The sequence below is a fragment of the Bradyrhizobium agreste genome (genome assembly GCF_016031625.1).
Classification (GTDB): Bacteria; Pseudomonadota; Alphaproteobacteria; order Rhizobiales; family Xanthobacteraceae; genus Bradyrhizobium; species Bradyrhizobium agreste.
This window is the reverse complement of record NZ_JACCHP010000002.1, coordinates 409034-433161: the sequence shown is the minus strand read 5'-3', so window position 1 is coordinate 433161 and position 24128 is coordinate 409034. Positions and strand designations below refer to the sequence as shown.

The window sequence follows — 24128 nt, the reverse complement described above, 5'->3', positions numbered from 1 at the left end:
TCCGTTCAATGCAACGCTGCGTGCTGCGCGATGTAGACCATCGCTCCCGCCAGATAGCCCACGAGCGCGGGGCCTGCGATACGGCGGGCGTACCAGAAGAACTCGATCTTCTCGAGGCCCATGGCGGCCACGCCCGCGGCCGAGCCGATGATCAGGATCGAGCCGCCGGTGCCGGCGCAATAGGCGATGAACTCCCAGATGAAGCTGTCCGGGGGGTACTGCACCAGATTGTACATGCCCATCGTGGCGGCGACGAGCGGCACGTTGTCGATGATGGCGCTCAAGAGCCCGAGCAGGATGACGATGACGTCAAGCCGACCGACCGTGGCGTCGAGCCATTTCGCCAGCAGTTCGAGGACACGAGCGTGCTCCAGGCACGCCACGGCCATGAGGATGCCGACGAAGAACACGATCGAACTCATGTCGATACGCGTCAGCGCATGGACGAGGGTGAGGGGACGGCGCACATCCTCGTCCTTGTGGCGATGGACGATCTCGCCGACCAGCCAGAGGATGCCCAGCCCGAACAGCATTCCCATGAAGGGCGCAAGGTGAGTCACCGCCTTGAAAACCGGAACGGCGACCAAGGTGCCGAGACCGAGATAGAACATCAAATTGCGCTCGAACAGCTCGACCCTGAGAGCCTGCGCTTGTTGCTGCAGCGGCGCGACAATGTCCTTGCCCTTGAGCGAATAGCCGATGATGAGCAGCGGTATCAGCAGGTTGAGCAGTGACGGCAGGAACACCGACCTCATGATGCTGACGGGAGTGATTTGACCTCCGATCCAGAGCATCGTCGTCGTCACGTCGCCGATCACGGTCCAGGCACCGCCGGCATTGGCGGCAATCACGATGATGGATGCAAACAGCAGGCGATCGCTCTTGTTGCTGATCAGCTTCTGGATCAGAGAGATCATGACGATCGTGGTCGTGAGATTGTCCAGGATCGCACTCAGGAAGAACGTCACGAAGCCGATGATCCACATCAGCGTGGTCTGCCTCGTGGTGCGGATGACCGAGGTGATGACCTCGAAGCCGTTATGGGCGTCGATGACCTCGACGATCGTCATGGCGCCGATCAGGAAGAAGACGATCTGCGCGGTCGAGGCGACGGATTCGTCGAGCTGGTGGTTGACGAGCGAAGCGTCGCCGACGACGAGCGCGTAGATGGTCCAGAGCAGGCCCGCACCCAACAGAGCCGAAGCGCTCTTGTTGATGCCGAGCGGATGTTCGAGCGCGATGGCAGCATACGCAACAATGAAAACGGCGGCGATCACGCCCAGCAACTCAGTCCCCCCAATTCGTTGTTTCGATGCGCTGGTCAGGTTTGACAGCGCCGCGTCTGGGCATTGACGGCCGCAGCTGCTCCACAGCGACCGTCAACGCGCGCGTCAGCGCTGCAGGCGCGCGAGCAGGCTGGACGTGTCCCAGCGCTTGCCGCCCATCTTCTCGACCTCGGAATAGAACTGATCGACCAGCGCGGTCACCGGCAGATTGGCGCCGTTGCGGCGGGCTTCCGCTAGGGCGATCGAGAGGTCCTTGCGCATCCATTCGACGGCGAAGCCGAAATCGTACTTGCCCTCGTTCATGGTCTTGTAGCGGTTTTCCATCTGCCAGGACTGTGCGGCCCCTTTCGAGATGGTCTCGATCACGGCGGCGATATCCAGGCCGCTCTTCTTGGCGAAATGGATGCCCTCGGAGAGGCCCTGCACCAGACCGGCGATGCAGATCTGGTTGACCATCTTGGTCAGCTGGCCGCTGCCGGCGGGCCCGAGCAGCTTGCACATCCGCGCATAGGCGCCCGTGATTATCGGCTCTGCCCCGGAATAGGCGTCCTGCGCGCCGCCGCACATCACCGTCAGCACGCCGTTCTCGGCACCGGCCTGGCCGCCGGAGACGGGGGCGTCGACGAATTTGAAGCCGGCCTTGGCGGCGGCCGCGTCGAGCTCACGGGCGACCTCGGCAGAGGCGGTGGTGTGGTCGACGAAAGTCGCGCCCTTCTTCATGCCGGCGAAGGCGCCGTCGGGACCGATCGTGACCGCGCGCAGATCGTTGTCGTTGCCGACGCAGCACATCACGAAATCCTGGCCCTCGGCGGCGGCCTTCGGGGTCGGTGCGGTCTTGCCGCCGAACTTGTCCGTCCATTCCTTCGCCTTGGCCGCGGTGCGGTTGTAGACGGTGACCTCATGGCCCCCTTTTTTCACGAGGTGTCCGGCCATGGGGAAGCCCATCACGCCAAGACCGAGGAAAGCGACTTTAGCCATTGTGGTACCTTGTCCGTAGTTGGGGTTTACGGTTCTTGCCAGGCGAGGGACGCCTGGGTTCCGCGGTGGGGCGGATCGGAGGCGCACCATAAACCGTTGAGGCCAGAGGGCAACGGCTTCGTTTGACAGCCTGCCGTGCTAGGGTGGCGGCCCAAGGACTTCAAAACAGGGAGCAAGAAGCATGGGCGGCGTGAGCGTGGGCGTCCTCGATCACTTCAACATCCGGACCCGGAATCTGGCCGAGACCGTCCGCTTCTACGAAGACGTGCTGGGCCTGGAAAAAGGCGCGCGGCCGAACTTCGCCTTCCCGGGCGCCTGGATGTACAGCGAGGGTAAGCCGGTGGTGCACCTCGTCGACATTTCTCCGACCGACGAGCCACAAAAGCCGGATTCCGGCGTTGTCCACCACGTGGCCTTCATCAGCCGCGGCTTTGACGGCATGAAACAGCGGCTGGCGTCAAAGGGGATCAGGTTCGAGTCCCGCCAGGTGCCCGGCGGCGATCTCTGGCAGATCTTCGTCCACGACCCCAACGGGGTCATGATCGAGCTGAACTACGAGGCCGCCCGGGAGCAGGGGGCGGCGCCTGCCGAAAAGGCCGACGACATCGGCAGGCAGTAGCCTTTTGGACGTTTCCGCTCTAATGGGGCATCCTCAACTCCAGGAGATGCGCTTTGAGCGTGACGCAGCAACAGGTTCTCGACAGCCTCAAGGGGGTCAAGTCGCCCCGCGGGGTCGCGCTTCCCCATGCCAATGTGCTGAGCGCGATCAGCGCCTCCGACGGCAAGGTGTTCTTCTCGATCAATGTCGACGCCGCCGAGGCGAGGGCCTGGGAATCCGTCCGGGCCGAAGCGGAAGCCGCCGTGCGCAGCATTCCCGGTGTCACCACCGCCATGGTGGCGCTGACTGCCGAGCGCAAGCCGGGCTCCGCGCCGCCGCCACCTCCGCAGCCGAGCCGCGGCGCGCCCGGTGTGCAGCCGGCCCATGCCCACAAGCCGCCGCAGGGCGGCGGGTCGCCGATGGCGCGGCAATCGGAAATTCCCGGCGTTGCCGCCGTGATCGCGGTCGCCTCCGGCAAGGGCGGCGTCGGCAAGTCGACCACGGCGCTCAACCTGGCGCTCGGCCTGCGCGACCTCGGCCTCAAGGTCGGGCTGCTCGATGCCGATATTTACGGCCCCTCGGTGCCGCGCCTGACGGGCCTGCGCGACAAGCCGGAGCTGAACAGCGAGCGCAAGATGATTCCGCTTCGGCGCTTTGGCCTCGCCATCATGTCGATCGGCTTCCTGGTCGAGGAGGAGACCGCGATGATCTGGCGCGGCCCGATGGTGATGTCGGCCGTAACGCAGATGCTGCGCGACGTCGAATGGGGCAAGCTCGACGTGCTGGTCGTCGACATGCCGCCGGGCACCGGCGATGCCCAGCTCACGCTGGCGCAGAACGTGCCGCTCAAGGGGGCCGTGATCGTCTCGACCCCGCAGGACCTGTCGCTGATCGACGCGAGGCGGGGACTTGCCATGTTCAAGAAGGTCAACGTGCCCGTGCTCGGGATTGTGGAGAACATGAGCTACTTCCAATGTCCGCATTGCGGCACGCGGTCGGACATTTTCGGCCATGGCGGCGCCCGACATGAAGCCGAGAAGCTCGGAGTGCCATTCCTCGGCGAGATCCCCCTGCACATGGCGATTCGCGCCTCCTCGGATGCCGGCAATCCCGTGGTCGACAGCGAGCCGGACGGCCCTCATGCGGCGATCTACCGCGCCATTGCGGGCCAGGTCCGGGACCAGCTCAAGGGCGTCATTGCCGCGGCCTGACTGGTGGCCGCGGCGAGCTGCGGGGACATGCGACTTTCGTAGAGCCCCGTCATGCCATTGTCGCGTTCCGAAACCGGGCTGGCCGTGTTAAAGGCCCACGGCAGTCAAGCCCCTTCGGTTCGACGCGACCTCAACGCGTCGCCGGAATGCGCGGCGGCATAAGAGAAGCCAAGGGGAAACGCCCCAGCAAGGAGAGACCTGAAGATGAAGCGTCGTGATTTTCTCAAAGTGTCGGCAGCAGGCGCGGCGGCGGCTGCAGTGGCCTCGCCGGCGATCGCACAGTCCTCGCCCGAGGTGAAGTGGCGCCTGACTTCGAGCTTCCCGAAGTCGCTCGACACCATCTATGGCGGCGCCGAGCAGGTGGCGAAGTACGTCGCCGAGATGACCGACAACAAGTTCCAGATCCAGGTGTTCGCCGCCGGTGAAATCGTCCCCGGCCTGCAGGCGCTCGATGCGACCTCGAACGGCACGGTCGATATGTGCCACACCGTGTCCTACTACTACGTCGGCAAGGATCCCACCTTCGCGATCTTCGCCTCGGTGCCGTTCGGCCTCAACGCGCGCCAGCAGAATTCGTGGCTGTATCAGGGCGGCGGCAACGAGCTCGCCAACGAGTTCTTCAAGAAGTCGAACGTGATCGGCTTCCCCTGCGGCAACACCGGTACCCAGATGGGCGGCTGGTTCCGCAAGGAGATCAAGACCGTTGCCGACCTCTCCGGCCTCAAGATGCGCATCGGCGGCATCGCCGGCCAGGTGCTGCAGAAGGTCGGCGTCGTGCCGCAGCAGCTCGCCGGCGGCGACATCTATCCCGCGCTGGAGAAGGGCACCATCGACGCCGCCGAGTGGGTCGGCCCCTACGATGACGAGAAGCTCGGCTTCGCCAAGGTTGCCAAGTACTACTATTATCCGGGCTTCTGGGAAGGCGGTCCGACCGTCCACGCCTTCGCCAACCTGGAAAAGTTCAATGCGCTGCCGAAGAGCTACCAGGCGATCCTTACCAACGCGACGGCGAACGCCAACAGCTGGATGGCCGCACGCTACGACATGCAGAACCCGGCGGCGCTGAAGCGCCTGGTCGCCGGCGGCACTCAGCTTCGTCCGTTCACCAACGAGGTGCTGGAAGCCTGCCTCAAGGCGACCAACGAGTTGTGGGCTGAGGTCTCGGCCAAGAACGCCGACTTCAAGAAGGCCATCGACGCCATGCAGGCCTACCGCTCCGACGAATACCTCTGGTGGCAGGTCGCCGAATACACCTACGACACCTTCATGATCCGCGCGCGTACCCGCGGCTGATCTACGGCTGAAGTCGCAAGACCGGAAAAGCCCGGCCTCGCTCGCGAGGCCGGGCTTTTTCTTTGCCGCAGTGCGATCGGGATGGCATTCGGCCGCGTGATGTTCCATTCTGTCGGCAAGCCTCGCAAAGAAGGCTCCACAATTAGATCCATCAGGTAGGAAATCATGAAGAGAAGAGACTTCATCAAGGTCACAGGACTTGGTGCGGCCGGCGCCGCGACGCTCGCGGCTCCCGCGATCGCGCAGTCGATGCCGGACATCAAATGGCGCATGCCGACGAGCTGGCCGAAATCGCTCGACACGCTGTTTGGCGGTGCCGAGATGATGTGCAAGATGGTCGCCGAGGCGACCGACAACAAATTCCAGATCCAGATCTTCGCGGCCGGCGAAATCGTGCCGGGCCTGCAGGTGCTCGACGCCGTGCAGAACGGCACCTGCGAGATCGGCCACACCGCGTCCTATTATTATTTCGGCAAGGACCCGACCTTCACCTTCGGCTCGGCCGTGCCGTTCGGTCCCAACATGCGCATCAACCAAGCCTGGTACATGCTGGGCGGCGGCCGCGACGTGCTCAACGAGTTCTACAAGGGCTACAACGTCGTCTCGCTGCTCGCGGGCAACACCGGCTGCCAGATGGGCGGCTGGTTCAGGAAAGAGGTCAACACGCCCGACGATCTCAAGGGCATGAAGTTCCGCATCGGCGGCTTCACCGGCCGCGTGCTCCAGAAGCTCGGCGTGGTGCCGCAGCAGCTTGCCGGCGGCGACATCTATCCGGCGCTTGAGAAGGGCACGATCGACGCCGCCGAATGGGTCGGGCCGTATGACGACGAGAAGCTCGGCTTCTACAAGATCGCGCCGCACTATTACTATCCCGGCTGGTGGGAAGGTGGACCGATGCTGATGGCCTTCGTCAACCTCGACAAATGGAACGCGCTGCCGAAATATTACCAGAGCATGCTGGAGCAGGCCGGCCACTACGCCAACAACTACATGATGGCGCGCTACGACAACGCCAATCCGCTTGCATTGAAGAAGCTGCTCGCGGGCGGCGCCAAGCTGCACGCGTTCTCGCCGGCGATCATGGATGCCTGCTACAAGGCTGCCAAGGAGCTGCACGCGGAAGTCGCTGCGACCAACCCGAACTTCAAGAAGGTGCACGACTCCCTCGCCAAGTTCTCGAGCGATGGTTACGCCTGGTTCCAGGTCGCCGAGGTCGGCTACGACATCTTCATGGCGCGGCGCTCGCAGAGCTGATTGCCATGTCCGTCGCATGCAGCGCCCCGGAGCCATGGCTCCGGGGCGCTGTCGTTGCAGCCCTCCAAAGGGCGTCGAGACAAAAACCTGCAAAACAACCCCATGCACAGTAGACGGAGACAGGTTTATCAATGACTTGGCGAACGCGGTGCGAGCTTCTGCGGAGTTACCGAAATGCCGCCTTGATGCGTCGGGCAAAACAGTGCTAGAAGCCCATGATCGCAAAATCCGAATTGCGGCTCGGTGCCGGGCCGAGGGGGACCCGATGACATTCGATCCCGATCGCATTCAGAGCGCATTGCGCCAGGCATGGTCGCCGGCGACGGCCAGCCAATGGACGATCGACAATCCTGCGGCCGGGCAGTGCAATGTCACTGCGCTGCTCATTCACGAACTTTTCGGCGGTGAGTTGCTCAAGACAAAGCTGCCGGCCGGCGACCATTTCTACAATCGGATCGAGGGCCGCAGGTACCACTTCACGGCGAGCCAGTTCGATCGGCCGATCGCTTACCTGGATCTACCCGCAAGTCGGACCGACGCACAGCTGGGAGCGACGAGCGAGCAGCTGGCCGAACTGAGAACAGCCTTTCAGGAGGACGTCCGGCGCCGTGGATAGCTTGTTGCCTGATCAATCATTCACGCTGATATCGGTAAAAAGGAACCCCGCCGGCGTCTTGGTAAAGACGAAGATGAGGTCGCCGCAGAAGACGAAATAACTCTCGTTCTTGTAACCATCGCGATCGTAGACGGCCTTGCCGCGCTGGATACATGCGCGATTTTTTGGCGTGAACGAGGTCCGATAGGTCTTGGCGCCGAATTGCGCGGCGTCGCGAATTCCGTTGTCGTTCATGAACGGCAATCGTGTCATAGCGGCGACGGCGGCGGGATCGTTTGCCCTCAGCGCCGCGCGAAACTTCTCGATGAAGCCATCGAATTCCTTCTGCAAGGCGGGAGAAGCGACGGCGTTCTTCGCTTGGGCGACGGCTGGAGCAAGGCTCACAAGAGCGGTTGCGAACACAATTCTCAGCAGAAATCCCACGGCCGGCTCCGTCGATTGCCCAATCAGGTTTTCCGACCGATCCAAATCCATGGTGTTCTGTTGCGTCAAGAACTTTCTGGCTCGCCGGCGCAGCGTTAACGGCGGCTCAGGCGTGGACCAACAGCATTTGGCGGAGCGTGCGCTGACAGGTCTTGCCGCGCCTGCTCAAGGCAAATGGCCCAAATGCGAAGTTCGAGCGGCAGCTCATTGGGTTAGACGGGAAGCAACCGATCCACCTTCCAATAGGCGCTCATGGCCCAAAGCGGACTTTCACGGCGATGCCCGCTGACGGCAGCTTGTGACCCTGAGCGGAAATCGTCCGATGGCACAAGCCCGAGGATTTGGATAAGCTTGAGCTCGTTGTGACCCCGCTCGGAGGGCGAAATGCGGCAACGCGGTGGAAGCGAGCAACCGGTCAAGGGTCGGCGCGCGAATAGGCCCAAGGCTCGCACGGTTTCAACCCCATCCACTGCCGACCTACAGAAGCAAGTAGGCATTCTGGCCCGCGACGCGAATGAGGCGCGGGAGCAGCAAGCCACTGCCGCCAGTCAACGGTCCTCCGCAGCTGACCTGCGAAGGCAACTTGAGCGACGAACCCACGAACTCATACACACGCGAAAGCTGCTTACGGAGGCGCTGCAACAGCAGACTGCGACCGCCGACGTGCTCAAGGTCATCAGCCGTTCATCCGTCGATCTCGAAACGGTCCTTGAGACGCTGGTGGAAACAGTGGCGCGCCTGTGTCGTGCAGATCAGGTGTATATGTTCCACCTGCGCCATTCCCTGTGGCATCTGGTTGCTGCTTGCGGGCTCTCGGCGAAGGCACGAGAATTCTTCCTGACGAATCCCTTCACGCCTGGCCGCGGCTCGACATCCGGTCGCGCGGCGCTGGAGCGTCGAGCCGTCATTATCGCTGATGTATTACAGGATCCAGAGTACACCCTCAGCGAGGGGCAGCAGATCGCCGGATACCGCACGACGCTCGGCATTCCTTTGCTCCGCGAGGACACGTTGATAGGCGTTTACAGTATTGCCCGCACGCGCGTCGAACCCTTCACGGCCAAGGAGATCGAACTCGCCACCAGCTTTGCCGACCAGGCGGTGATCGCCATCGAGAATGCACGACTCTTCGAGGAGCTGCGCGAGCGGCAGGCGGAGCTGCGCGTCACCTTTGACAATATGGGCGACGGCGTGGTCATGTTCGACGCTGCGACACGACTTACCGCGTGGAACCGCAATTTCCAGGAAATGCTCGAAGTGCCCGACGCCTTTCTCGCAGAACGGCCGAGCTTTGCCGAGTTCTTCCGATATCTTGCCGATCGCGGCGAGTACGTTTCTGCTGATCTCGAAACTCAACTGAGCCGCACCGTCGAAGCCCCGCGGCGGGAGCTGCGCTTTGAGCGCACGCGGCCTGATGGCCGCGTGATCGAGGTGCGCCGGAATCCGGTGCCTGGCGGTGGTTTCGTGCTCATTTACAGCGATATCACGGAGCGCAAGCAGGCCGAAGAAGCCATTCGCGCGGCGCGTGACGCTGCCGAGACGGCACTTCGCGAGCTCCAGAAGATGCAAACAAGCCTAGTCCATGCGCAAAAGATGGCGGCGCTCGGGCAAGTGACGGCCGGCATCGCGCACGAGATCAAAAACCCGCTCAATTTTGTCAACAACTTTGCCGGCCTCTCGATGGAGCTGTTGGACGAGCTGAAGGAGGCGGCGGCCGAGGCGGTCGGCGCACTCGATGCCGGAAGGCGTGCAGAGATTGTGGAGACGATCGGTATGCTGACCGGAAATCTGGAGAGGATCGTCGAGCACGGTCGCCGCGCTGACGACATTGTGCGAAGCATGCTGCAGCACTCTCGAGGCGGCAGCGGCCACTGGCAAGCCACCGATCTAAACGCACTCGTCGAGGAGGCCCTTAACCTCGCCTATCACGGCGCCCGTTCGCGGGATCAGAGCTTCAATGTCGTATTGGAGCGCGACCTCGACGCCGATCTCGCGCCGGTGAACGTCGTGCCGCAGGAGGTGACTCGCGTGCTTCTGAACCTGATAGGCAACGGCTTCTATGCCGCTAACAAGCGGAGCCGCGAGGGCGACGGCACGTTTCGCCCGGCACTGAAGATTACGACACGCGAGTTAGGCGACAGCGTCGAGGTGCGGGTGCGTGACAACGGCATCGGAATTTCGACGGAAAATAGGGAGAAGCTGTTCCAGCCGTTCTTCACGACCAAGCCGACCGGCGAAGGCACTGGGCTCGGGCTGTCGATCAGCTACGAGATCGTAACGCAACAGCACGGCGGCACGATCACGGTCGACAGCGAAGTCGGCGAGTTCACCGAGTTCATTGTGCGATTGCCACGAGGTAGACGTGCAGTGGCTGGATGAGGGGCGTGGCAGTTCCACGAGCCCCTTCACCGCTCGTCCTTGAGTCATCGTTCTTTGCAGTGCACGTGTCCGTTGTTGGCCCTTCGGCGACCTTGGGAGATGTCCACTTTTTGTCCGCTCCTCGGGAAGAGCGGATATCGGTGGCCAGCTGCTTGGTGAGCACACGACCTAGTGCCCGCCGCCCGCCGGCGAGGCCTTCGGCTTGCCTGTCAGGAGCAGTGCGATGCCTGCCAGCAGCAGTACGATGCCAACCACGGCAAAGGTGTCGCTGAAGCCCATCACCAAGGCCTGCTGCCTGATCGTCTTGCCGAGCGCTATGATGGCCTGATGTCGGGCGCCGGCCGGGTCGGTCATGCCGTGGGCCATGAAATAGTCCGTCATCGCAGCAATACGATCGCGCACCTCCTCGCGGCCGAGATCGACGGATTGGCCGATGATGTTGGAATGAAACTGCTCGCGCTTGGTCACGATGGTCGCGAGCAAGGCAGTGCCGATCGCGCCGCCGAGGTTACGCATCATGTTGGAGATGCCGGAGGCCGCCGGCGCATCCTGCGGCGCTAGGCTGCCGAGCGAGATCGCGCTCAGCGGCGTCAGCAGCAGGGCCTGGCCGACGGCGCGAACGATATTGGGGATCAGGAATTGGTCGCCTGAATAGTCCGGCGACATCGCCATATTGAGGAACGAGCTCGCCGCGAACACCGCCGTGCCGGCGAAGGCGATCAGGCGGATGTCGAAGCGCTGCATCAGCTTCGGCACCAATGGAATGAGCAGGAGCTGAGGCAGCCCGGTCCAGGCCAGCACGGTGCCGATCTGCTCGGCATTGTAGCGCTGCACCTGGCCCAGATAGGCCGGCAGCAAATAGATCGAGCCGAACAGGGCAAAGCCGATGAAGACGCCCGCGAGGGTACCCAGTCCGAAGCTGCGTTGGGTCAGTAGCCGCAGGCGCAGCAGCGGCTTCTCGATCAGCAATTCGTTGGCGACGAACACGGCGAGGCTGATCGCGGCCACGATCGCGAGTTTTACGATGAAGGGTGAGCCGAACCAGTCGTTCTTGTTGCCTTCTTCCAGCACGGCTTGCAGCGCGGACAGGCCGATCGCCATGGTGGCGATGCCGAACCAGTCGCCCTCGCGGAGCAGGGTGAGGTTGAGCGGCTGCCGCTCGAGCGTCAGATAGAGCAACGTGACCATCACGGCCGTCGGCACGACGTTGACGAAGAAGATGGTCTGCCAGCCGTAATTTTCGGTGAGGTAGCCGCCGATGGTGGGGCCGATGGCCGGCGCAAAGGTGACGGCAAGGGAGAACATCGCGAGCCCAATCGGCTGCTGACCCTTCGGCAGCTTGGTGAAGACCAGCGTGAACGCCATGGGAATCAACACGCCGCCGAAAAAGCCCTGGAAGGCGCGGAAGGCGATCATGGTCGGAAGATCGGTGGCGAACGCGCAGGCGACCGAGAAGGCGGCGAACAGGCTCGCAAAGCTCAGCATGATGTTGCGGAAGGAAAACACGCGGCTGAGATAGTCGGTGAGGGGGATCACCACGATCTCGCCGATCAGGTAGGAGGTCGAGATCCAGGAACCGTTGTCGACGCCGGTGCCGATGCCACCCTCGATATTGAGCAGCGAGGCGTTGGTGATCTGGATGTTGAGGATCGCCATGAACGCGCCGACCATGGCGGCAAGGATGGCGACCCACACGGTCGCGCTGGCGCGCGCGGGTTGGGCGGTTAGCGGGACCGGGGTTGGCGCCTGGCGCGCCGCCGGTGTCGGGTCGGTGAGGACGAGGTCTGACATGACATCACCTTGGATCACCTTTGTGTTGCGAGCTGCGCCAGAGCGGGCGCGGGAGATGTGGGCGGCGAAGCTTCGTTCACGGCCGGCCTGGTCTGGATCCGCGGGATGACCGACATGCCCGGCCGCAGCCCGGCCCCTTCGCTGTCGAGCAGGATTTTTACGGGTATGCGCTGCACGATCTTGGTGAAATTGCCGGTGGCGTTATCGGGCGGGAGCAGCGCGAATTCCTGACCACTCGCCGGTGCGAGACTGTCGACATGCCCCTGCACGGCCTTGCCGGGAAACATGTCGACCTCGATCTCGACCGGCTGGCCGGCGCGGACCTGGCCGAGCTGCGTTTCCTTGAAATTGGCGATTACATAGACGCCATTCGACGGGACCAGCGACATCAATTGCGTGCCGGCCTGAACGTACTGGCCGACGCGCAAGGTGCGGTTGCCGACGATGCCGTCGATCGGCGCGGTGATCGTGGTGTAGGAGAGATTGAGTTCGGCCTGACGTTGGAGCGCCTTGGCACGCGCGTCTGCCGCCACGGCTTGGGCCAGCTCCGCCTTCAGGAGCTCAACCTGCCTTTGGGCGGAGGCGAGGTTCGCCTTGTCGCGCTCGATGGAGGCAAGCGCCGCCTTGTCGCGCGCCTCCGCGTTCTGCGCATTCTGCAGGCTGCCATAGCCTGTGGTCGCCAGGTCGGTGTAGCGCTTGTTTTCCTGGGCGGTGAAGACGCGCGCGGCCATGTCGACATCGAGCGTCGCCTCGGCGGCATCGATCACGGACTGCTGCACGTCGAGCTGTGCGTGCTTGCTGGCGACCGCGGCGGCAGACGCAGCGACGTCGGCCTTGGCTTGATCGAGCGCGACCTTGAAATCGCGGTCGTCGATCCGCGCCAGCACCTGGCCCACCTTGACGTATTGATTGTCGCCGGCAAGGACCTGGCTGAGATAGCCGGAGATCTTCGGGGAGATCGTGGTGTTGTCGGCCTTCACATACGCATCGTCGGTCGAAACCGTGAAACGTCCGACGGTCCAGTAATCCCAGCCGTACCAGGAGGCGGCGGCGAGCAGGGCGACCGCGGCGCCGGCAAGGAAGAGGCGCTTTAGCCCGACCTTTGCTGCCTGCTTCGCAGAGACAGGCTCGAGGTCGGTGGCTGGAGCCGGCGCGGGCACCCCGGAGTCCCCGGTTTCGGCCTGCAGTTCCCGACCGGATTGGAGAGAGGTGACTTGACCCGTTGCGAATTGGGCGCCCATGGCGGGCCTCCATAATTAGGAAACTTGATATTTTCCAAAATAGGCCCCACACTCGAACTGTCAATGGAATATCAGGCATCATCAAAAGGCATGACTGACCGTCGCGATCACGAAGGCGAGAGCAATGGCAAAAACGAAGGTCAAGATATCGGAGAGACATTCCGGATCGGAGGCGCCGCGCGGTCGCGGCCGGCCGCAGACCAGATCGGACGAGGAGACACGTGCCGTGATTCTGGACGCCGCCCGACACGAGTTTGCGTCGGCGGGCTATGCGGCGACCAGCATCGAAAGTGTGGCGCGCAGCGCCGGCGTATCCACGAAGACGCTCTACCGGTTGATCCCGAACAAGGCCGCACTGTTCGAGGCGACGATCACCGACAGGCTGGATCGCTTCGTCTCCCAGGTCCGGCTCAGGGCGTGCGACGGTGATGACATCGAAGGTGCGTTGCGAGAGGCGCTGATCGCCTGCGGCGAGTTGATCCTTGACGAGGAGGTCATCGCGCTTCAGCGCACGATCCTCGGCGAAAGCAAGACTTTTCCCGAGATGGCGCAGACCTTTTACCAGAAGGCGATCAGGCGCACCGAAAGCACGCTGGCGAATTGGCTCAAGACGCAGGCGGATCGCGGCCTCATCGCAGTCGGTGAGGCCGATCTCGCGGCCGGCATGCTGCTCGGCATGCTCGCGTTCCAGCCGCAACGTGCCGCGCTGTTTGGACGTGCTGCAGTGCCTGGCCGAAAGGAGCTGGAGCGGCGTGCAGGCGCTTGTGCCGCATTGTTCGTGAAAGGCTGCTCTGTGACAATATGATCGGAGAGCTGCTCAAGGTTTCGCGCGACGGCCAAGCTCTCGCTTCTCGAACCCGGGCTCACGCGAGATATCCGGAAACACCGTCCCACAACAGTTTCAGGGCGGTTACGACCAGCAGGGCGTAGCAGGCCCGGAAGATCTGCTTCTGGTCCAGCTTTGCATGAAACCGCCAGCCCAGCCGACCAGCTGGCCGAATTGAGAACGGCCTTTCGGGAGCACTGGATCAAGCCGGGCTGACGGCGGCCGGGGTTGGTCTAAACCGTTAGCGAACGACGCCGGCCGCGTCATCGCTGCTCGGAATGAGCCAATCGACTCCGACCAGGCCAGCTTCGAGGATGACGAAGGCGGCAATGCCGCCGAGCCAGCCGAAAAAAAGACGACGGCGAAGGTCCCGAGCAAGATCGCGCAAAAAACGTCCGCGAGGACCTTGCAGATGCGAAAGTCCCGGTCCTGTCCGGGTGGAAAATACGACATCGGGCTCTGCAAGCAATCCGGCCGCGGAGTTCACCAACGCCGGGGATCTTCGGGTTCAAGAGCCAAACGACGACGCTGGAAGCTCGCGCGGTGCCACCATGAACCAGTATGAAGGCGTATGCGCCGGCATCAAGGTATCGACCTTGGCATTCACGCTATCGTTCCACTTCATCCATGGCATCGACTCAAGATGAGGAATCGGTGGGAGCGCGATCTTCTTTTCGAACGCGTCGGCCGGAAGGAGTTTGCCCGGCACACGATCCATTCCCCAGGTTGCCAGCGACGGCAGCAGGAGGATCGCAGCGATGGACGCCTCGAGTATCCGGCGGACCAGGCGTTGCGCGAGCACTACCCTGGATTTCTCCGCCCGAGCGGAGATGATGATGTGATCGGTGACCATCTCATCCTCCTATCGTTCGAAAAAGACTGATCCAGGCGATCGTGGCGCAGCTGAGGGTGAACATCAGCCAGTGCACGGCCGCCGCTCCGTTTCTACGCAGCCTTTGCTGACGATCTCTGCTCATCTGACAGCTCCTGGTAACGTCGATATGTCCTTTCCTGGTTCGGGGCGTGGGTCCGTTACTTGCCAGGCTAGAAGTCCATCTGCGGCGCGGCTGGGGCTTCTGCCTTCTTCGGTTTCTCGGCGACGAGCGCTTCGGTGGTGATCAGAAGGGCGGCGATAGACGCGGCATCCTGCAAGGCTGTGCGAACCACCTTGGCCGGGTCGATCACGCCGGCCCGCACCAGATCCTGGTACTCGCCAGTCGCGGCGTTAAAGCCCCAATTGTAGTCGCTCTTCTCGATCAGCTTGCCGACCACCAACGAACCGTCCTCGCCGGCATTCTCGACGATCTGGCGGGCCGGCATCTGGATCGCCCGGCGCACGATGTCGACCCCCGCCTTTTGGTCGGCGTTGGCGGTCTTGACGTGTTCAAGCGCCTTGAGCGCACGCAACAGCGCCACTCCGCCGCCCGGCAGGATGCCTTCTTCCACCGCGGCGCGGGTCGCATGCATCGCGTCGTCGACACGATCCTTGCGCTCCTTGACCTCGATTTCAGTGGCACCGCCGACCCGGATTACGGCCACGCCGCCGGCGAGCTTGGCAAGCCGCTCCTGCAACTTCTCGCGATCGTAGTCCGAGGTGGTCTCCTCGATCTGCAGCTTGATCTGGGCAACGCGCGCCTCGATGTCCTTCTTGGCGCCGGCGCCATTGACGATGGTCGTGTTCTCCTTGTCGATTACCACCTTCTTGGCCCGGCCAAGCATGTTGAGCGTGACGTTCTCGAGCTTGATGCCGAGATCTTCGGCGATCATCGTGCCGCCGGTGAGGATCGCGATGTCCTCCAGCATCGCCTTGCGGCGATCGCCGAAGCCCGGCGCCTTGACGGCCGCGATCTTCAGCCCGCCGCGCAGCTTGTTGACGACCAGCGTCGCCAGCGCCTCGCCTTCGATGTCTTCGGCGATGATCAGCAGCGGCTTGCCCGACTGCACCACCGATTCGAGCAGCGGCAGCATCGATTGCAGTGCGGACAGCTTTTTCTCGTGAATCAGGACGTAGGGGTCTTCGAGTTCCGCCCGCATCTTTTCGGCATTGGTGACGAAATAGGGCGACACATAGCCGCGATCGAACTGCATGCCCTCGACCACCTCCAACTCCGTGTTGAGGCTCTTTGCCTCCTCCACCGTGATGACGCCTTCGTTGCCGACCTTCTTCATGGCCTCGGCGAGGAAGCGGCCGATCTCGGTGTCGCCATTCGCGGAGATCGTCGCGACCTGGGCGATCTCGTCGTTCGCCGTGACCTTCTTGGCGTGCGATTTGAGGTCATTGACGATCGCCTCGACTGCGAGGTCGATGCCGCGCTTGAGGTCCATCGGGTTCATGCCCGCGGCAACCGACTTGGCGCCTTCCTTGACGATCGATTGCGCCAGCACGGTCGCAGTCGTCGTGCCATCGCCGGCGATGTCGCTGGTCTTGGACGCCACCTCGCGCACCATCTGCGCGCCCATGTTCTCGAACTTGTCTTCGAGCTCGATCTCCTTGGCCACGGTGACACCGTCCTTGGTGATGCGCGGCGCCCCGAACGATTTCTCCAGCACCACGTTGCGGCCTTTCGGTCCGAGTGTCACCTTGACGGCGTTTGCCAGCGTATCGACGCCGCGCAGCATGCGGTCGCGGGCTTCCGTCGAGAATTTGACGTCCTTGGCAGCCATGACGTTCTCTCCTTTCCCCTTCAATGAGTGTCAGCGCTTCACGCGGCCTTCTTCGTCGCGGCGGTCTTCTCGACCACGCCCAGCAAATCGCTCTCCTTCATGATGAGAAGTTCTTTGCCGTCGATCTTCACCTCCGTGCCGGACCATTTGCCGAACAGCACCCGGTCGCCGACCTTCACGTCGAGCGGCACCAGCTGGCCCTGTTCGTTGCGGCCACCGGGCCCGGCGGCAATCACCTCGCCCTCCTGCGGCTTTTCCTTGGCGGTGTCCGGAATGATGATGCCGCCGGCAGTCCTCTCCTCGGCATCGATGCGTCGCACCAGAACGCGATCATGCAATGGACGGAAATGCATGCACATCCTCCCCTACAATTCAGCGATGTCATAAAAACCGGGGCCGGAACCGGCCGCCGGCAAAATCGACCTAGGCGCGGCAAAGATGAGGTCAAGAGGGGCTACGCAAATTTTTTTTCGACATCGCCGAAGAGGTTTCCGCGACGAATTGTCGAGACACTCCAGGACCGAGTGGCGCCCTTGCCGGCTTTCCGCAGTGCGGTAGGTCCGTCCCTTCAACTATCCTCTTCTCTTACACGGCCGTGGGCGGCGCTTCCCTAGCGGGGTCCGCGGAGGGCGGCCGAACGCGCAGCGAGTGCCGATAGGCGGAGCTGGCCGTAAGGCTGCGAAGCATGCTCTGGTCGATCCGGGTATACTCCGTCGCCATGCGGGCGGATGAAAAACGTTCCTCGAACCGGGCGCGGGCGGCTTTGCGGTCGAGCGCCAGCAATCCGGGAATGGCCCGCACCGCCTCATCGACATCGCTGCGTCAGCCACGATCGCGAAGGCGCGGAGATCCATGCAAACGGGAGCGCATCGCGCTGCGGAGTTTTTGTAGTGCGCGAACCTCGATCTGCCGGACCCGCTCGCGCGACACGCCGAAACTGCCGGCAAGCTCCTCCAGGGTCTTCGGCTGTTCGGCCAGGAATCGCGCTCCGACGATATGGCTCTCGCGGGGGTTAAGGACAGCGAGCGCGTCGTTCAGCGCGCTGCTCAGCCTGTTGCGATCCTCCAACTCAGCCAGCAGCGTTTCGGGATCGGGCGCCGGATCGACGAGCCACTCCTGGATTTCCTCGGACCCGTCCTCCCGCGTCATGGGCTGGTTGAGCGAAGTGTCGCCCCGTATTCTCCCATTCATTTCGACGACCTCGCGGGGGGCTACTTTCAGTTCGCCGGCGATATATTCGGCCTGCTCCGGCGACAGGTCGACGTCGTCGCTCGCAGAAATTCGGCTCTTTAGCCTTCGCAAGTTGAAGAACAGCTTTTTCTGGGCGGCGGTCGTGCCCATCTTCACCAATGACCACGATCTCAGAATATATTCGTGGATCGTCGCCTTGATCCACCACATCGCATAGGTCGCAAGCCGAACGCCTTTGTCGGGTTGGAAGCGTTTCACCGCCAGCATCAAGCCGACATTCGCCTCCGAGATCAGGTCAGCGACGGGAAGACCATAGCCGCGATACCGCAGCGCCAGCTTGGCGGCCAGTCGAAGGTGGCTTGTAACCAAGCGATAGGCCGCCTCGCGATCACCATGCTCGCGCCAGCGCCGCGCGTACATTGCTTCATCGGCGGCGTCCAACAGCGGGTACTTGCGAATGGCGGTCAGGTACCGGCAGAGCCCGCCTTCCGATTGGATCGCGGGCAGATTCGATCGGACGGACAAGGTGCTCATTTCCAATTCCTCCTTCAGAGCAAAGTGGCTGAGCTAACCGAGCATGCGCCTGGGCCCAGAAGCGGCGCCCAAGCGATGCCAGCGGCGCTCACAAAATGTCGTATCTTCCGAATTGTTCCTTCGAGAAATAAGAGCTGTGCCGGGCTCCTGTGGGTGGCGATCAGCGGGCGGTGAATTCGACAATGGCCTTGCCGGCGGTCGATTATCGACGGGGCCCCAGTATGGGGGTGGTTGCAGCCCAAGGGGGCCGTCCGCAGCGGCGGTGATGCGAAGCGCACAATCGGCCGAAGCCGGTCCGGGAGGGCAAAAATGCAATTCGAACGCGTATTGCGCTCTTGAAAACAACCCGCGCCGCTCTAGGTCTTGAGTGCCACATGTGTGGCGCCGGACGCCATCAGGGTCCGGTCAAGGTCGCCGGAAGACCGGTGTTGCTCCTATCCATGTTGCTCCAAGGAGGATGTGGTTATGAGAACTTACGAAATGCCCCCATTCTGGCGGTCGAGCGTCGGCTTCGATCGTCTGTTCGACCTCGTCAACGACGCGGCGAAAGCGGACGACGACCATCCGCCGTACGACATCGCGCGTACCGGTGAGAACCAGTACCAGATCACGCTGGCACTGGCGGGCTTCAGCCCGGAGGAGATCACCATCACCGCCGAGCAATCGACCCTTACGGTTGAGGGGCGCGAGCCCAGCAAAGGTGATCAAGACTACCTGTACCAGGGAATCTCCCTGCGGCCGTTCCGCCGCGTTTTCAACCTGGCGGACTATGTCCAGGTCAAGGATGCGACGTTCGAAAACGGCATGCTGAAGATCGCTCTGGTACGTGAGGTCCCAGAGGCGATGAAGCCACGTCGTATCGCGATCGAAATCGCCGCCGCCAACGACAGCCAGCAAATCGAAGGAAAGCAGACCGCCTGACGGAGTTCCGTTCGGGCTGCCGAACCGCCTGCGCGGCGTGGCCGCGCGCGGCCGAATTTTGTCAAGTGAGGATGAAGAAACAGGAAGGAGGAAAGCTATGCCACTACGCGATCTCATTCCCCGGAATAGCGGCTCTCGCGATCTGAGTACGCACCGCAGCGAAGCCAATCCGTTTCTCGCGCTTCATCGCGAGATGAATCGGCTGTTCGACGATGCGTTCCGCACGTTCGACGTCACTCCGTTTGGCTCCCAAGCGATCGGATGGCCGAACCTCGAACTCAATGAGACCGAGAATGAAGTCAACGTCATCGCCGAGCTCCCCGGTCTCGAGGAGAAGGATGTCAACGTCGAACTGAGGGGTGGCGTGTTGACAATCAGCGGCGAAAAAAGAAGCGAGACCGAAGACAAGGAGCGCCGCTTCAGCGAGCGCTACTACGGACGCTTCGAGCGCTCCGTCCCGGTCGACGATGTCGATCAGGACAAGGTCGAGGCGTCTTTCAAGAATGGCGTGCTCACCGTGACACTGCCGAAGTTACCGACCGCGCAGCACAAGGTGAAACGGATCGCCATCAGCGGCAAGTAACCGCGGGGCGGGCGGAAGTTTCGCTTTCGCCCGTCGCCGGACTGGCCTGTACAAAATGTGTGAGGGAAAGGAGCCAATGTAAGGAGTTGCAACATGAACACCATCTGGAAAAAGGAGATGATCGCCGACGGGGTCAACCTTGTGATCGGCCTCGGTTTGTTCATCTCGCCATGGGCCTTCGGGTTCGCCACTGAAAGTCCCACCAACTGGAATGCCTGGTTGAGCGGCATCCTGATCGCTGCGCTGGCCGTAGCGGCGCTGGCGATCTTCGCCGAATGGCAGGAGTGGATAGCTCTAGCCGCCGGCGTTTGGGTCGCCGTGTCACCCTGGGTGCTGCACTTCTCGGCCAAGGCAACAGTGACACCGCTCCACGTCATCGCCGGAATCCTCGTCGCCGCTGTTGCGGCTCTGCGAGTCTGGCAACTGCATCAGAGCCATCCACGTGTAACGGCGTGAATGCTCGGCGAGGGGAGGCTGCAGTCAGCCTTCCTTCGCAACTGACCTGCGCGATTGCACCATTTTGCCGGTCAAGCTTGCTGCCCGGGAGATGAACGATGATGGGTGTTGCAGTGAAAGGGAATACGCCAATAGTTTCTCCGTCGATCGTTGCGCCAAGCGGAGAGATCGTGCTGACCTCGCGTTTGTACACGCTTGATAAGAAACGTCGCCGAGTCCTAGCAGGCCTTACCCCTGAGGAGACGACCGAATTCGAACTTTTGGACGCTCAGCTTCCGCTGGACGGCAAACCGGCTTGGCGACATTCCGAGCTACCGCTCTCTCCGAAAGAGCAGCGGTGGCTGGAGCTATTCCGAAGAATGGAGGCCGCGCGGAAGCAGACCGCTGCCTGACGACCATTGCGCGTGCTGATCATGGAGGGTTGGCGAAACTACACGTCCTTCGCAGGGATGGGATCTTGGGCAAGGAGCCTGTTCGCCGGCTTGCGCGAGAAGAGCCGCTCACTCAGAGCAGCGAGGGACGAGGCGCTGCGGCAACCACGTCCGCCGATCGTGTCGCAAAAGGCGTCCCCCGCGGCCTCGGGATACGATGGTGCCAAGGATGATTGTTCTCTTCCAGAAGGATTGAGAAGGCCGCGTAAAGGACCGCTCAATAGACATACCGGCCGCAGGCCCTCACGGCCGTTGTGCTGCTGATGGGGCAGGCTGTCGGGAATCTCCTCGGCTCGATGATCGTGCTGGCAGCTATGCTGCTGTGCCTTCTAAATCGACTGGCGGTGGCAGCTCGACGTCGGGAATCTCGATCTTGATCTTGTCGAGGTCCACTTTCACTGGTGCATCCAGCAGTGCCGTCATCGTGATCGGGAAGGCGATGACAACCGCGACCATGATCGCCTGCAGGCCGATCCAGGGCATTGCGCCCCAGTAGATGTCCGAGCTCTTGACCTCCTTCGGCGCCACGCCGCGCAGGTAGAACAAGGCGAAGCCGAAGGGGGGATGCAGGAAAGAGGTCTGCATGTTGACGCAGAGCATGACACCGAACCAGATCAGGGCGGCGTCTGCGCCCACAACGAAAGCCGGAGGGCGGCCAGCGTGAAGCAAGGCAGCTTTACCGTCCTGGTCAACCGAAAAATGGACAATCTGCCGCAGCGGCCGTTAAAGTAGGCTCGCGGCGGCTCCGACGATGGCGATCGAGGAGATGCTCCGAGATCGACATGCGCGCAGTTGGTCGAGCTCCCTCTAACCCTCGACTTCGTACTGCTTGCTGAGGTGATCGCCGATCTGAACCAGCAGGGCCACACATTCCGGATAACCTGGCCGATCCGCCGTGGCTTGATCTGCGCTGGCCCGAAACTCCCAGGAGCTGCCGTCGCGAATGATGGAAATCGTCATTGCGTCCGGACAGTCGGCGTGAGCCTTCAACTCGGCTCGGGCCATTGCAATCAGCTCGCTCTCCGTTTTCGACGGTTTGCTCATGAAGCTCATCCTTTCATCGTGAGGCCGAATTCCGCTGGCCTGACCCAAATCACCAAACCACATCTGATCGGCTTACACGAAGCTGACAAGAGCCTTGACTGGCTAGCCGGCTGCTTTTTCACTGGCTCAAGCGCGCGGAATGGTGGAAGAGGGCATCGTTGCGGCGCGAGCCGTACGATGACACCGGACTTTCTGACGGGACTTCGATGCGCCTTCTGATCGTCGAGGACAATGCCGAGCTGTCGCGGCTCGTTGCCGGCGGGCTGGCGAAGGCCGGCTATGAGAGCGATATCGTGGGCAGCGCGGCCGAGGCGCGCGAGGCGGTGAGCAGCGTGAGCTATGCCGCGATGATCCTCGACCTTGGCCTGCCCGACGGCGACGGCCTGTCGGTGCTGCGCGAGCTGCGCCTCAAGATGGAGCCGCTGCCGGTGCTGGTGCTGACCGCGCGCGGCGGGGTGCAGGACCGCGTCAGCGGCCTGCGCAGCGGTGCCGACGACTACCTCGTCAAGCCGTTTGCGATGGAGGAACTGGTGGCGCGGCTGGAGGCCATCCTGCGCCGGCCCGGCCAGTTGCTCGGCCGTTCGCTCAGTCTCGCCAACCTCGTTTACGACACCGAGAGCCGGCAGATCTTCGTCGACGACCAGCCGCGGATCATCTCCGCGCGCGAGACCTCGGTGCTCGAGATCCTGCTGCGCCGGCAGGGGCGGGTGGTGCCGAAGAAGAACGTCGAGGACCACATCTTCGGGCTCGAAGGCGAAGTCGCCTCCAACGCGGTCGAGGTCTATGTGTCGCGGCTGCGCAAGCAGCTGGCCGAGCATGGCGCCAAGGTCGTGATCCATACCATCCGTGGCGTCGGCTATCTCATGACCGAGGAGAAATAGCGTGCCCGCCGCGGGCCGCGCCGGATCGCTGACCTTCAAATCGCTGATCTCGCGCATCGTGTTCCTGCACATCGTCGCGGTCGCGGTGGTCGCGATCTTCCTGCCGCTGGTGTTGTTCTGGCTGCTCAACTCCGAGATCGACCAGCTGCATCGCGATGCCATGCGCGCGCAGGCCGAGGTGCTGGCGGAGCGCATCGCCCTGCAGCCGGACGGCACCTTGACCTTCAACCTGCCCGACAGCCTCAAGGGGCTTTATTCGGACGCTTACGGCCGCTACCAGTTCGACATCCGCGATTCCGACGGAAGATTGCTGGTCTCCTCGCACCGGCGCTCCGCCGCTGCGGCGCCAACACGCTTCTCCGAGACCATCTCCGGTGCCGGCGTCACCCGGGACATTGCCGGCAGGACGGTGCGCATCCAGGTTGCCGAGGATCTCGCGCACCGCGACGTCATCATCGACGACATCATCTCGAACTTCTTCCGGCGGGTCGGGTGGATCACCATCCCCATCCTCCTGGTCCTGCTTGCCACCGACATCGTCATCTTCCGCCGGGCGATCGCGCCGCTGTGGAAGGCCTCCGAGGAGGCCAGCAATATCGGCCCCGCGCGCACCGACATCCGGCTGCCGACCGCGCGGATTCCGCGTGAGATCGTGCCGCTGGTCACCGCCGTGAACCAGGCGCTCGACCGTCTCGAGGCCGGCTTTCGCGTGCAGCGGCAGTTCACGGCGGACGCCGCGCATCAATTGCGCACGCCGCTCGCGATCCTGCGCACGCGGATCGAGACGCTCGGCGACGGCGCGGAACGGCAGGCGCTGCATGCCGACATCGAGGCCATGAGCCGGATCGTCGCCCAGCTGCTGGAGATCGCCGAGCTCGACACCCTGGTGCTCGATCCCGGCGAGACCGCGGATCTGCGCGCCGTCTGTGCCGAGGTGGTCGGCTCGATCGCCCCGTTCGCGATCGCGCAACGCAAGGACATCGCGCTGAAGGGCACCGACGCGCCGGTCGTGATCCACGGTAATTCGGAGATGCTGCAGCGTGCAGTGTTCAATCTTGCCGAAAACGCCATCAAGTTCACGGCGGAGGGCACCACCGTCGAGGTCGAGGTGGGCGAGGACGGTTCGGTGCGCGTGCGCGATTCCGGCCCCGGCATCGCGGAGGCTGAGCGCGAGCTGATCTTCCAGCGCTTCTGGCGCGCCGACCGCCGGCGCAGCGACGGCGCAGGGCTGGGACTGTCGATCGTGCGCGCCGTGGCCGACGATCACGCCGCCACGGTCGCGGTGCAGAATCTCGCCGGCGGCGGTGCGGAGTTCACACTGCGGTTCCGGCTGGCGGAGAAGGCGGTGACGGTGTGCCAAAGCTCGCGCCGTATTGACGCTGCACCCTCTCCCCTTGCGGGAGAGGGTGGCTCGCCGCATTGGCGGCGAGACGGGTGAGGGGTTCTCTCCGCGAGTCCCTCTGTCAGTTGGGTGCGCTGAGACAACCCCTCATCCGGCGCTTCGCGCCACCTTCTCCCGCAAGGGGA

At 62.9% G+C, this 24128-nt stretch carries 24 protein-coding genes and 2 pseudogenes; 13 read left to right on the top strand and 13 right to left on the bottom strand.

Features of this window, described 5'->3' with window-relative positions; genetic code table 11:
• Positions 1-5: 5 nt before the first annotated feature.
• Positions 6-1286: a sodium:proton antiporter NhaD gene (nhaD, locus tag HZZ13_RS04800; protein WP_197958491.1), complete on the bottom strand. Its 1281-nt coding sequence runs from the start codon at positions 1284-1286 to the stop codon at positions 6-8.
• Positions 1287-1391: 105 nt separating this feature from the next.
• Positions 1392-2264 carry an NAD(P)-dependent oxidoreductase gene (locus HZZ13_RS04795; RefSeq protein WP_197958490.1) on the bottom strand — a complete coding sequence of 291 codons (873 nt, stop codon included), beginning with the start codon at positions 2262-2264 and terminating at the stop codon, positions 1392-1394.
• A 181-nt stretch (positions 2265-2445) separates the two neighbouring features.
• Here HZZ13_RS04795 and HZZ13_RS04790 point away from each other — a divergent pair, with 181 nt between their 5' ends.
• From HZZ13_RS04790 to HZZ13_RS04770, 5 genes are all read left to right on the top strand, one after another.
• Entirely contained in the window at positions 2446-2883 is a 438-nt protein-coding gene (locus HZZ13_RS04790) for a VOC family protein (protein WP_197958489.1), read from the top strand.
• A gap of 53 nt (positions 2884-2936) precedes the next feature.
• Positions 2937-4073 carry an Mrp/NBP35 family ATP-binding protein gene (locus tag HZZ13_RS04785; protein WP_197958488.1) on the top strand — a complete coding sequence of 379 codons (1137 nt, stop codon included), beginning with the start codon at positions 2937-2939 and terminating at the stop codon, positions 4071-4073.
• Between the two features lie 204 nt (positions 4074-4277).
• Positions 4278-5366 carry a TRAP transporter substrate-binding protein gene (locus HZZ13_RS04780; RefSeq protein ID WP_197958487.1) on the top strand — a complete coding sequence of 363 codons (1089 nt, stop codon included), beginning with the start codon at positions 4278-4280 and terminating at the stop codon, positions 5364-5366.
• 165 nt (positions 5367-5531) lie between these two features.
• Positions 5532-6620, top strand: a complete 1089-nt coding sequence (locus HZZ13_RS04775) for a TRAP transporter substrate-binding protein (protein WP_197958486.1) — start codon at positions 5532-5534, stop codon at positions 6618-6620.
• A 265-nt stretch (positions 6621-6885) separates the two neighbouring features.
• On the top strand, positions 6886-7236 hold the full coding sequence (locus tag HZZ13_RS04770; protein WP_197958485.1) for a YunG family protein: 351 nt from the start codon (positions 6886-6888) through the stop codon (positions 7234-7236).
• 12 nt (positions 7237-7248) lie between these two features.
• Here the strand turns inward: HZZ13_RS04770 and HZZ13_RS04765 are convergent, their stop codons facing one another.
• A complete protein-coding gene (locus HZZ13_RS04765) occupies positions 7249-7728 on the bottom strand; it encodes a hypothetical protein (protein WP_246504296.1) in 480 nt (159 codons plus the stop codon).
• A gap of 315 nt (positions 7729-8043) precedes the next feature.
• Between HZZ13_RS04765 and HZZ13_RS04760 the strand changes: the two genes are divergently transcribed.
• Positions 8044-10038 carry a GAF domain-containing sensor histidine kinase gene (locus tag HZZ13_RS04760; RefSeq protein WP_197958484.1) on the top strand — a complete coding sequence of 665 codons (1995 nt, stop codon included), beginning with the start codon at positions 8044-8046 and terminating at the stop codon, positions 10036-10038.
• Positions 10039-10206: 168 nt separating this feature from the next.
• Here HZZ13_RS04760 and HZZ13_RS04755 read toward each other — a convergent pair whose 3' ends face one another.
• Entirely contained in the window at positions 10207-11829 is a 1623-nt protein-coding gene (locus HZZ13_RS04755) for a DHA2 family efflux MFS transporter permease subunit (protein WP_197958483.1), read from the bottom strand.
• 14 nt (positions 11830-11843) lie between these two features.
• On the bottom strand, positions 11844-13070 hold the full coding sequence (locus HZZ13_RS04750) for an HlyD family secretion protein (protein ID WP_197958482.1): 1227 nt from the start codon (positions 13068-13070) through the stop codon (positions 11844-11846).
• Between the two features lie 124 nt (positions 13071-13194).
• Here HZZ13_RS04750 and HZZ13_RS04745 point away from each other — a divergent pair, with 124 nt between their 5' ends.
• Positions 13195-13875, top strand: coding sequence for a TetR/AcrR family transcriptional regulator (locus HZZ13_RS04745; protein ID WP_197958481.1), 681 nt, complete (start codon positions 13195-13197; stop codon positions 13873-13875).
• A gap of 58 nt (positions 13876-13933) precedes the next feature.
• On the opposite strand, the pseudogene HZZ13_RS36685 reads toward HZZ13_RS04745, so the two are convergent.
• The 6 genes and pseudogenes from HZZ13_RS36685 to rpoH all read right to left on the bottom strand — a co-directional run.
• Positions 13934-14053, bottom strand: a pseudogene (locus HZZ13_RS36685) (sulfite exporter TauE/SafE family protein); the annotation flags it as partial.
• 84 nt (positions 14054-14137) lie between these two features.
• Positions 14138-14383, bottom strand: a complete 246-nt coding sequence (locus tag HZZ13_RS04740; protein ID WP_246504295.1) for a hypothetical protein — start codon at positions 14381-14383, stop codon at positions 14138-14140.
• Between the two features lie 21 nt (positions 14384-14404).
• The gene (locus HZZ13_RS04735; protein WP_197958480.1) at positions 14405-14749 is read right to left on the bottom strand and encodes a hypothetical protein; all 345 of its coding nucleotides are present in this window, start codon (positions 14747-14749) and stop codon (positions 14405-14407) included.
• A gap of 191 nt (positions 14750-14940) precedes the next feature.
• Complete coding sequence (gene groL, locus HZZ13_RS04730) at positions 14941-16560, bottom strand: chaperonin GroEL (RefSeq protein ID WP_197958479.1); 1620 nt, start codon at positions 16558-16560, stop codon at positions 14941-14943.
• A gap of 38 nt (positions 16561-16598) precedes the next feature.
• A complete protein-coding gene (gene groES, locus HZZ13_RS04725) occupies positions 16599-16913 on the bottom strand; it encodes a co-chaperone GroES (protein ID WP_197958478.1) in 315 nt (104 codons plus the stop codon).
• Positions 16914-17382: 469 nt separating this feature from the next.
• A complete protein-coding gene (gene rpoH, locus HZZ13_RS04720) occupies positions 17383-18285 on the bottom strand; it encodes an RNA polymerase sigma factor RpoH (protein ID WP_197958477.1) in 903 nt (300 codons plus the stop codon).
• Between the two features lie 465 nt (positions 18286-18750).
• On the opposite strand from rpoH, the gene HZZ13_RS04715 reads away from it, so the two are divergent.
• From HZZ13_RS04715 to HZZ13_RS04700, 4 genes are all read left to right on the top strand, one after another.
• A complete protein-coding gene (locus HZZ13_RS04715) occupies positions 18751-19206 on the top strand; it encodes an Hsp20 family protein (protein ID WP_197958476.1) in 456 nt (151 codons plus the stop codon).
• A 97-nt stretch (positions 19207-19303) separates the two neighbouring features.
• Positions 19304-19789, top strand: coding sequence for an Hsp20/alpha crystallin family protein (locus HZZ13_RS04710; protein ID WP_197958520.1), 486 nt, complete (start codon positions 19304-19306; stop codon positions 19787-19789).
• Between the two features lie 93 nt (positions 19790-19882).
• Positions 19883-20245 carry an SPW repeat protein gene (locus HZZ13_RS04705; protein WP_197958475.1) on the top strand — a complete coding sequence of 121 codons (363 nt, stop codon included), beginning with the start codon at positions 19883-19885 and terminating at the stop codon, positions 20243-20245.
• A 98-nt stretch (positions 20246-20343) separates the two neighbouring features.
• The gene (locus HZZ13_RS04700) at positions 20344-20637 is read left to right on the top strand and encodes a hypothetical protein (RefSeq protein ID WP_197946902.1); all 294 of its coding nucleotides are present in this window, start codon (positions 20344-20346) and stop codon (positions 20635-20637) included.
• Between the two features lie 351 nt (positions 20638-20988).
• On the opposite strand, the pseudogene HZZ13_RS04695 reads toward HZZ13_RS04700, so the two are convergent.
• Together HZZ13_RS04695 and HZZ13_RS04690 are read right to left on the bottom strand one after the other, a co-directional pair.
• Positions 20989-21315, bottom strand: a pseudogene (locus HZZ13_RS04695) (TRAP transporter large permease subunit); the annotation flags it as partial.
• 168 nt (positions 21316-21483) lie between these two features.
• Positions 21484-21720 (bottom strand): hypothetical protein, encoded by a 237-nt coding sequence (locus tag HZZ13_RS04690; protein ID WP_197958474.1) that lies wholly within the window; start codon positions 21718-21720, stop codon positions 21484-21486.
• Positions 21721-21926: 206 nt separating this feature from the next.
• Here HZZ13_RS04690 and HZZ13_RS04685 point away from each other — a divergent pair, with 206 nt between their 5' ends.
• Positions 21927-22601 (top strand): response regulator, encoded by a 675-nt coding sequence (locus tag HZZ13_RS04685; RefSeq protein WP_197958473.1) that lies wholly within the window; start codon positions 21927-21929, stop codon positions 22599-22601.
• 1 nt (position 22602) lies between these two features.
• Complete coding sequence (locus tag HZZ13_RS04680; RefSeq protein WP_197958472.1) at positions 22603-24039, top strand: sensor histidine kinase; 1437 nt, start codon at positions 22603-22605, stop codon at positions 24037-24039.
• Positions 24040-24128 lie beyond the last annotated feature (89 nt).

Excerpts from the sequence above, each read along its gene's own strand:
- HZZ13_RS04795 (WP_197958490.1), bottom strand. The coding sequence starts at position 2,264 with ATGGCTAAAGTCGCTTTCCTCGGTCTTGGCGTGATGGGCTTCCCCATG.
- HZZ13_RS04790 (WP_197958489.1), top strand. The coding sequence starts at position 2,446 with ATGGGCGGCGTGAGCGTGGGCGTCCTCGATCACTTCAACATCCGGACC.
- HZZ13_RS04780 (WP_197958487.1), top strand. The coding sequence starts at position 4,278 with ATGAAGCGTCGTGATTTTCTCAAAGTGTCGGCAGCAGGCGCGGCGGCG.
- HZZ13_RS04775 (WP_197958486.1), top strand. The coding sequence starts at position 5,532 with ATGAAGAGAAGAGACTTCATCAAGGTCACAGGACTTGGTGCGGCCGGC.
- HZZ13_RS04770 (WP_197958485.1), top strand. The coding sequence starts at position 6,886 with ATGACATTCGATCCCGATCGCATTCAGAGCGCATTGCGCCAGGCATGG.
- HZZ13_RS04760 (WP_197958484.1), top strand. The coding sequence starts at position 8,044 with ATGCGGCAACGCGGTGGAAGCGAGCAACCGGTCAAGGGTCGGCGCGCG.
- HZZ13_RS04755 (WP_197958483.1), bottom strand. The coding sequence starts at position 11,829 with ATGTCAGACCTCGTCCTCACCGACCCGACACCGGCGGCGCGCCAGGCG.
- HZZ13_RS04750 (WP_197958482.1), bottom strand. The coding sequence starts at position 13,070 with ATGGGCGCCCAATTCGCAACGGGTCAAGTCACCTCTCTCCAATCCGGT.
- HZZ13_RS04745 (WP_197958481.1), top strand. The coding sequence starts at position 13,195 with ATGGCAAAAACGAAGGTCAAGATATCGGAGAGACATTCCGGATCGGAG.
- HZZ13_RS04735 (WP_197958480.1), bottom strand. The coding sequence starts at position 14,749 with ATGGTCACCGATCACATCATCATCTCCGCTCGGGCGGAGAAATCCAGG.
- groL (WP_197958479.1), bottom strand. The coding sequence starts at position 16,560 with ATGGCTGCCAAGGACGTCAAATTCTCGACGGAAGCCCGCGACCGCATG.
- groES (WP_197958478.1), bottom strand. The coding sequence starts at position 16,913 with ATGCATTTCCGTCCATTGCATGATCGCGTTCTGGTGCGACGCATCGAT.
- rpoH (WP_197958477.1), bottom strand. The coding sequence starts at position 18,285 with ATGAGCACCTTGTCCGTCCGATCGAATCTGCCCGCGATCCAATCGGAA.
- HZZ13_RS04715 (WP_197958476.1), top strand. The coding sequence starts at position 18,751 with ATGAGAACTTACGAAATGCCCCCATTCTGGCGGTCGAGCGTCGGCTTC.
- HZZ13_RS04710 (WP_197958520.1), top strand. The coding sequence starts at position 19,304 with ATGCCACTACGCGATCTCATTCCCCGGAATAGCGGCTCTCGCGATCTG.
- HZZ13_RS04705 (WP_197958475.1), top strand. The coding sequence starts at position 19,883 with ATGAACACCATCTGGAAAAAGGAGATGATCGCCGACGGGGTCAACCTT.
- HZZ13_RS04700 (WP_197946902.1), top strand. The coding sequence starts at position 20,344 with ATGATGGGTGTTGCAGTGAAAGGGAATACGCCAATAGTTTCTCCGTCG.
- HZZ13_RS04690 (WP_197958474.1), bottom strand. The coding sequence starts at position 21,720 with ATGAGCAAACCGTCGAAAACGGAGAGCGAGCTGATTGCAATGGCCCGA.
- HZZ13_RS04685 (WP_197958473.1), top strand. The coding sequence starts at position 21,927 with ATGCGCCTTCTGATCGTCGAGGACAATGCCGAGCTGTCGCGGCTCGTT.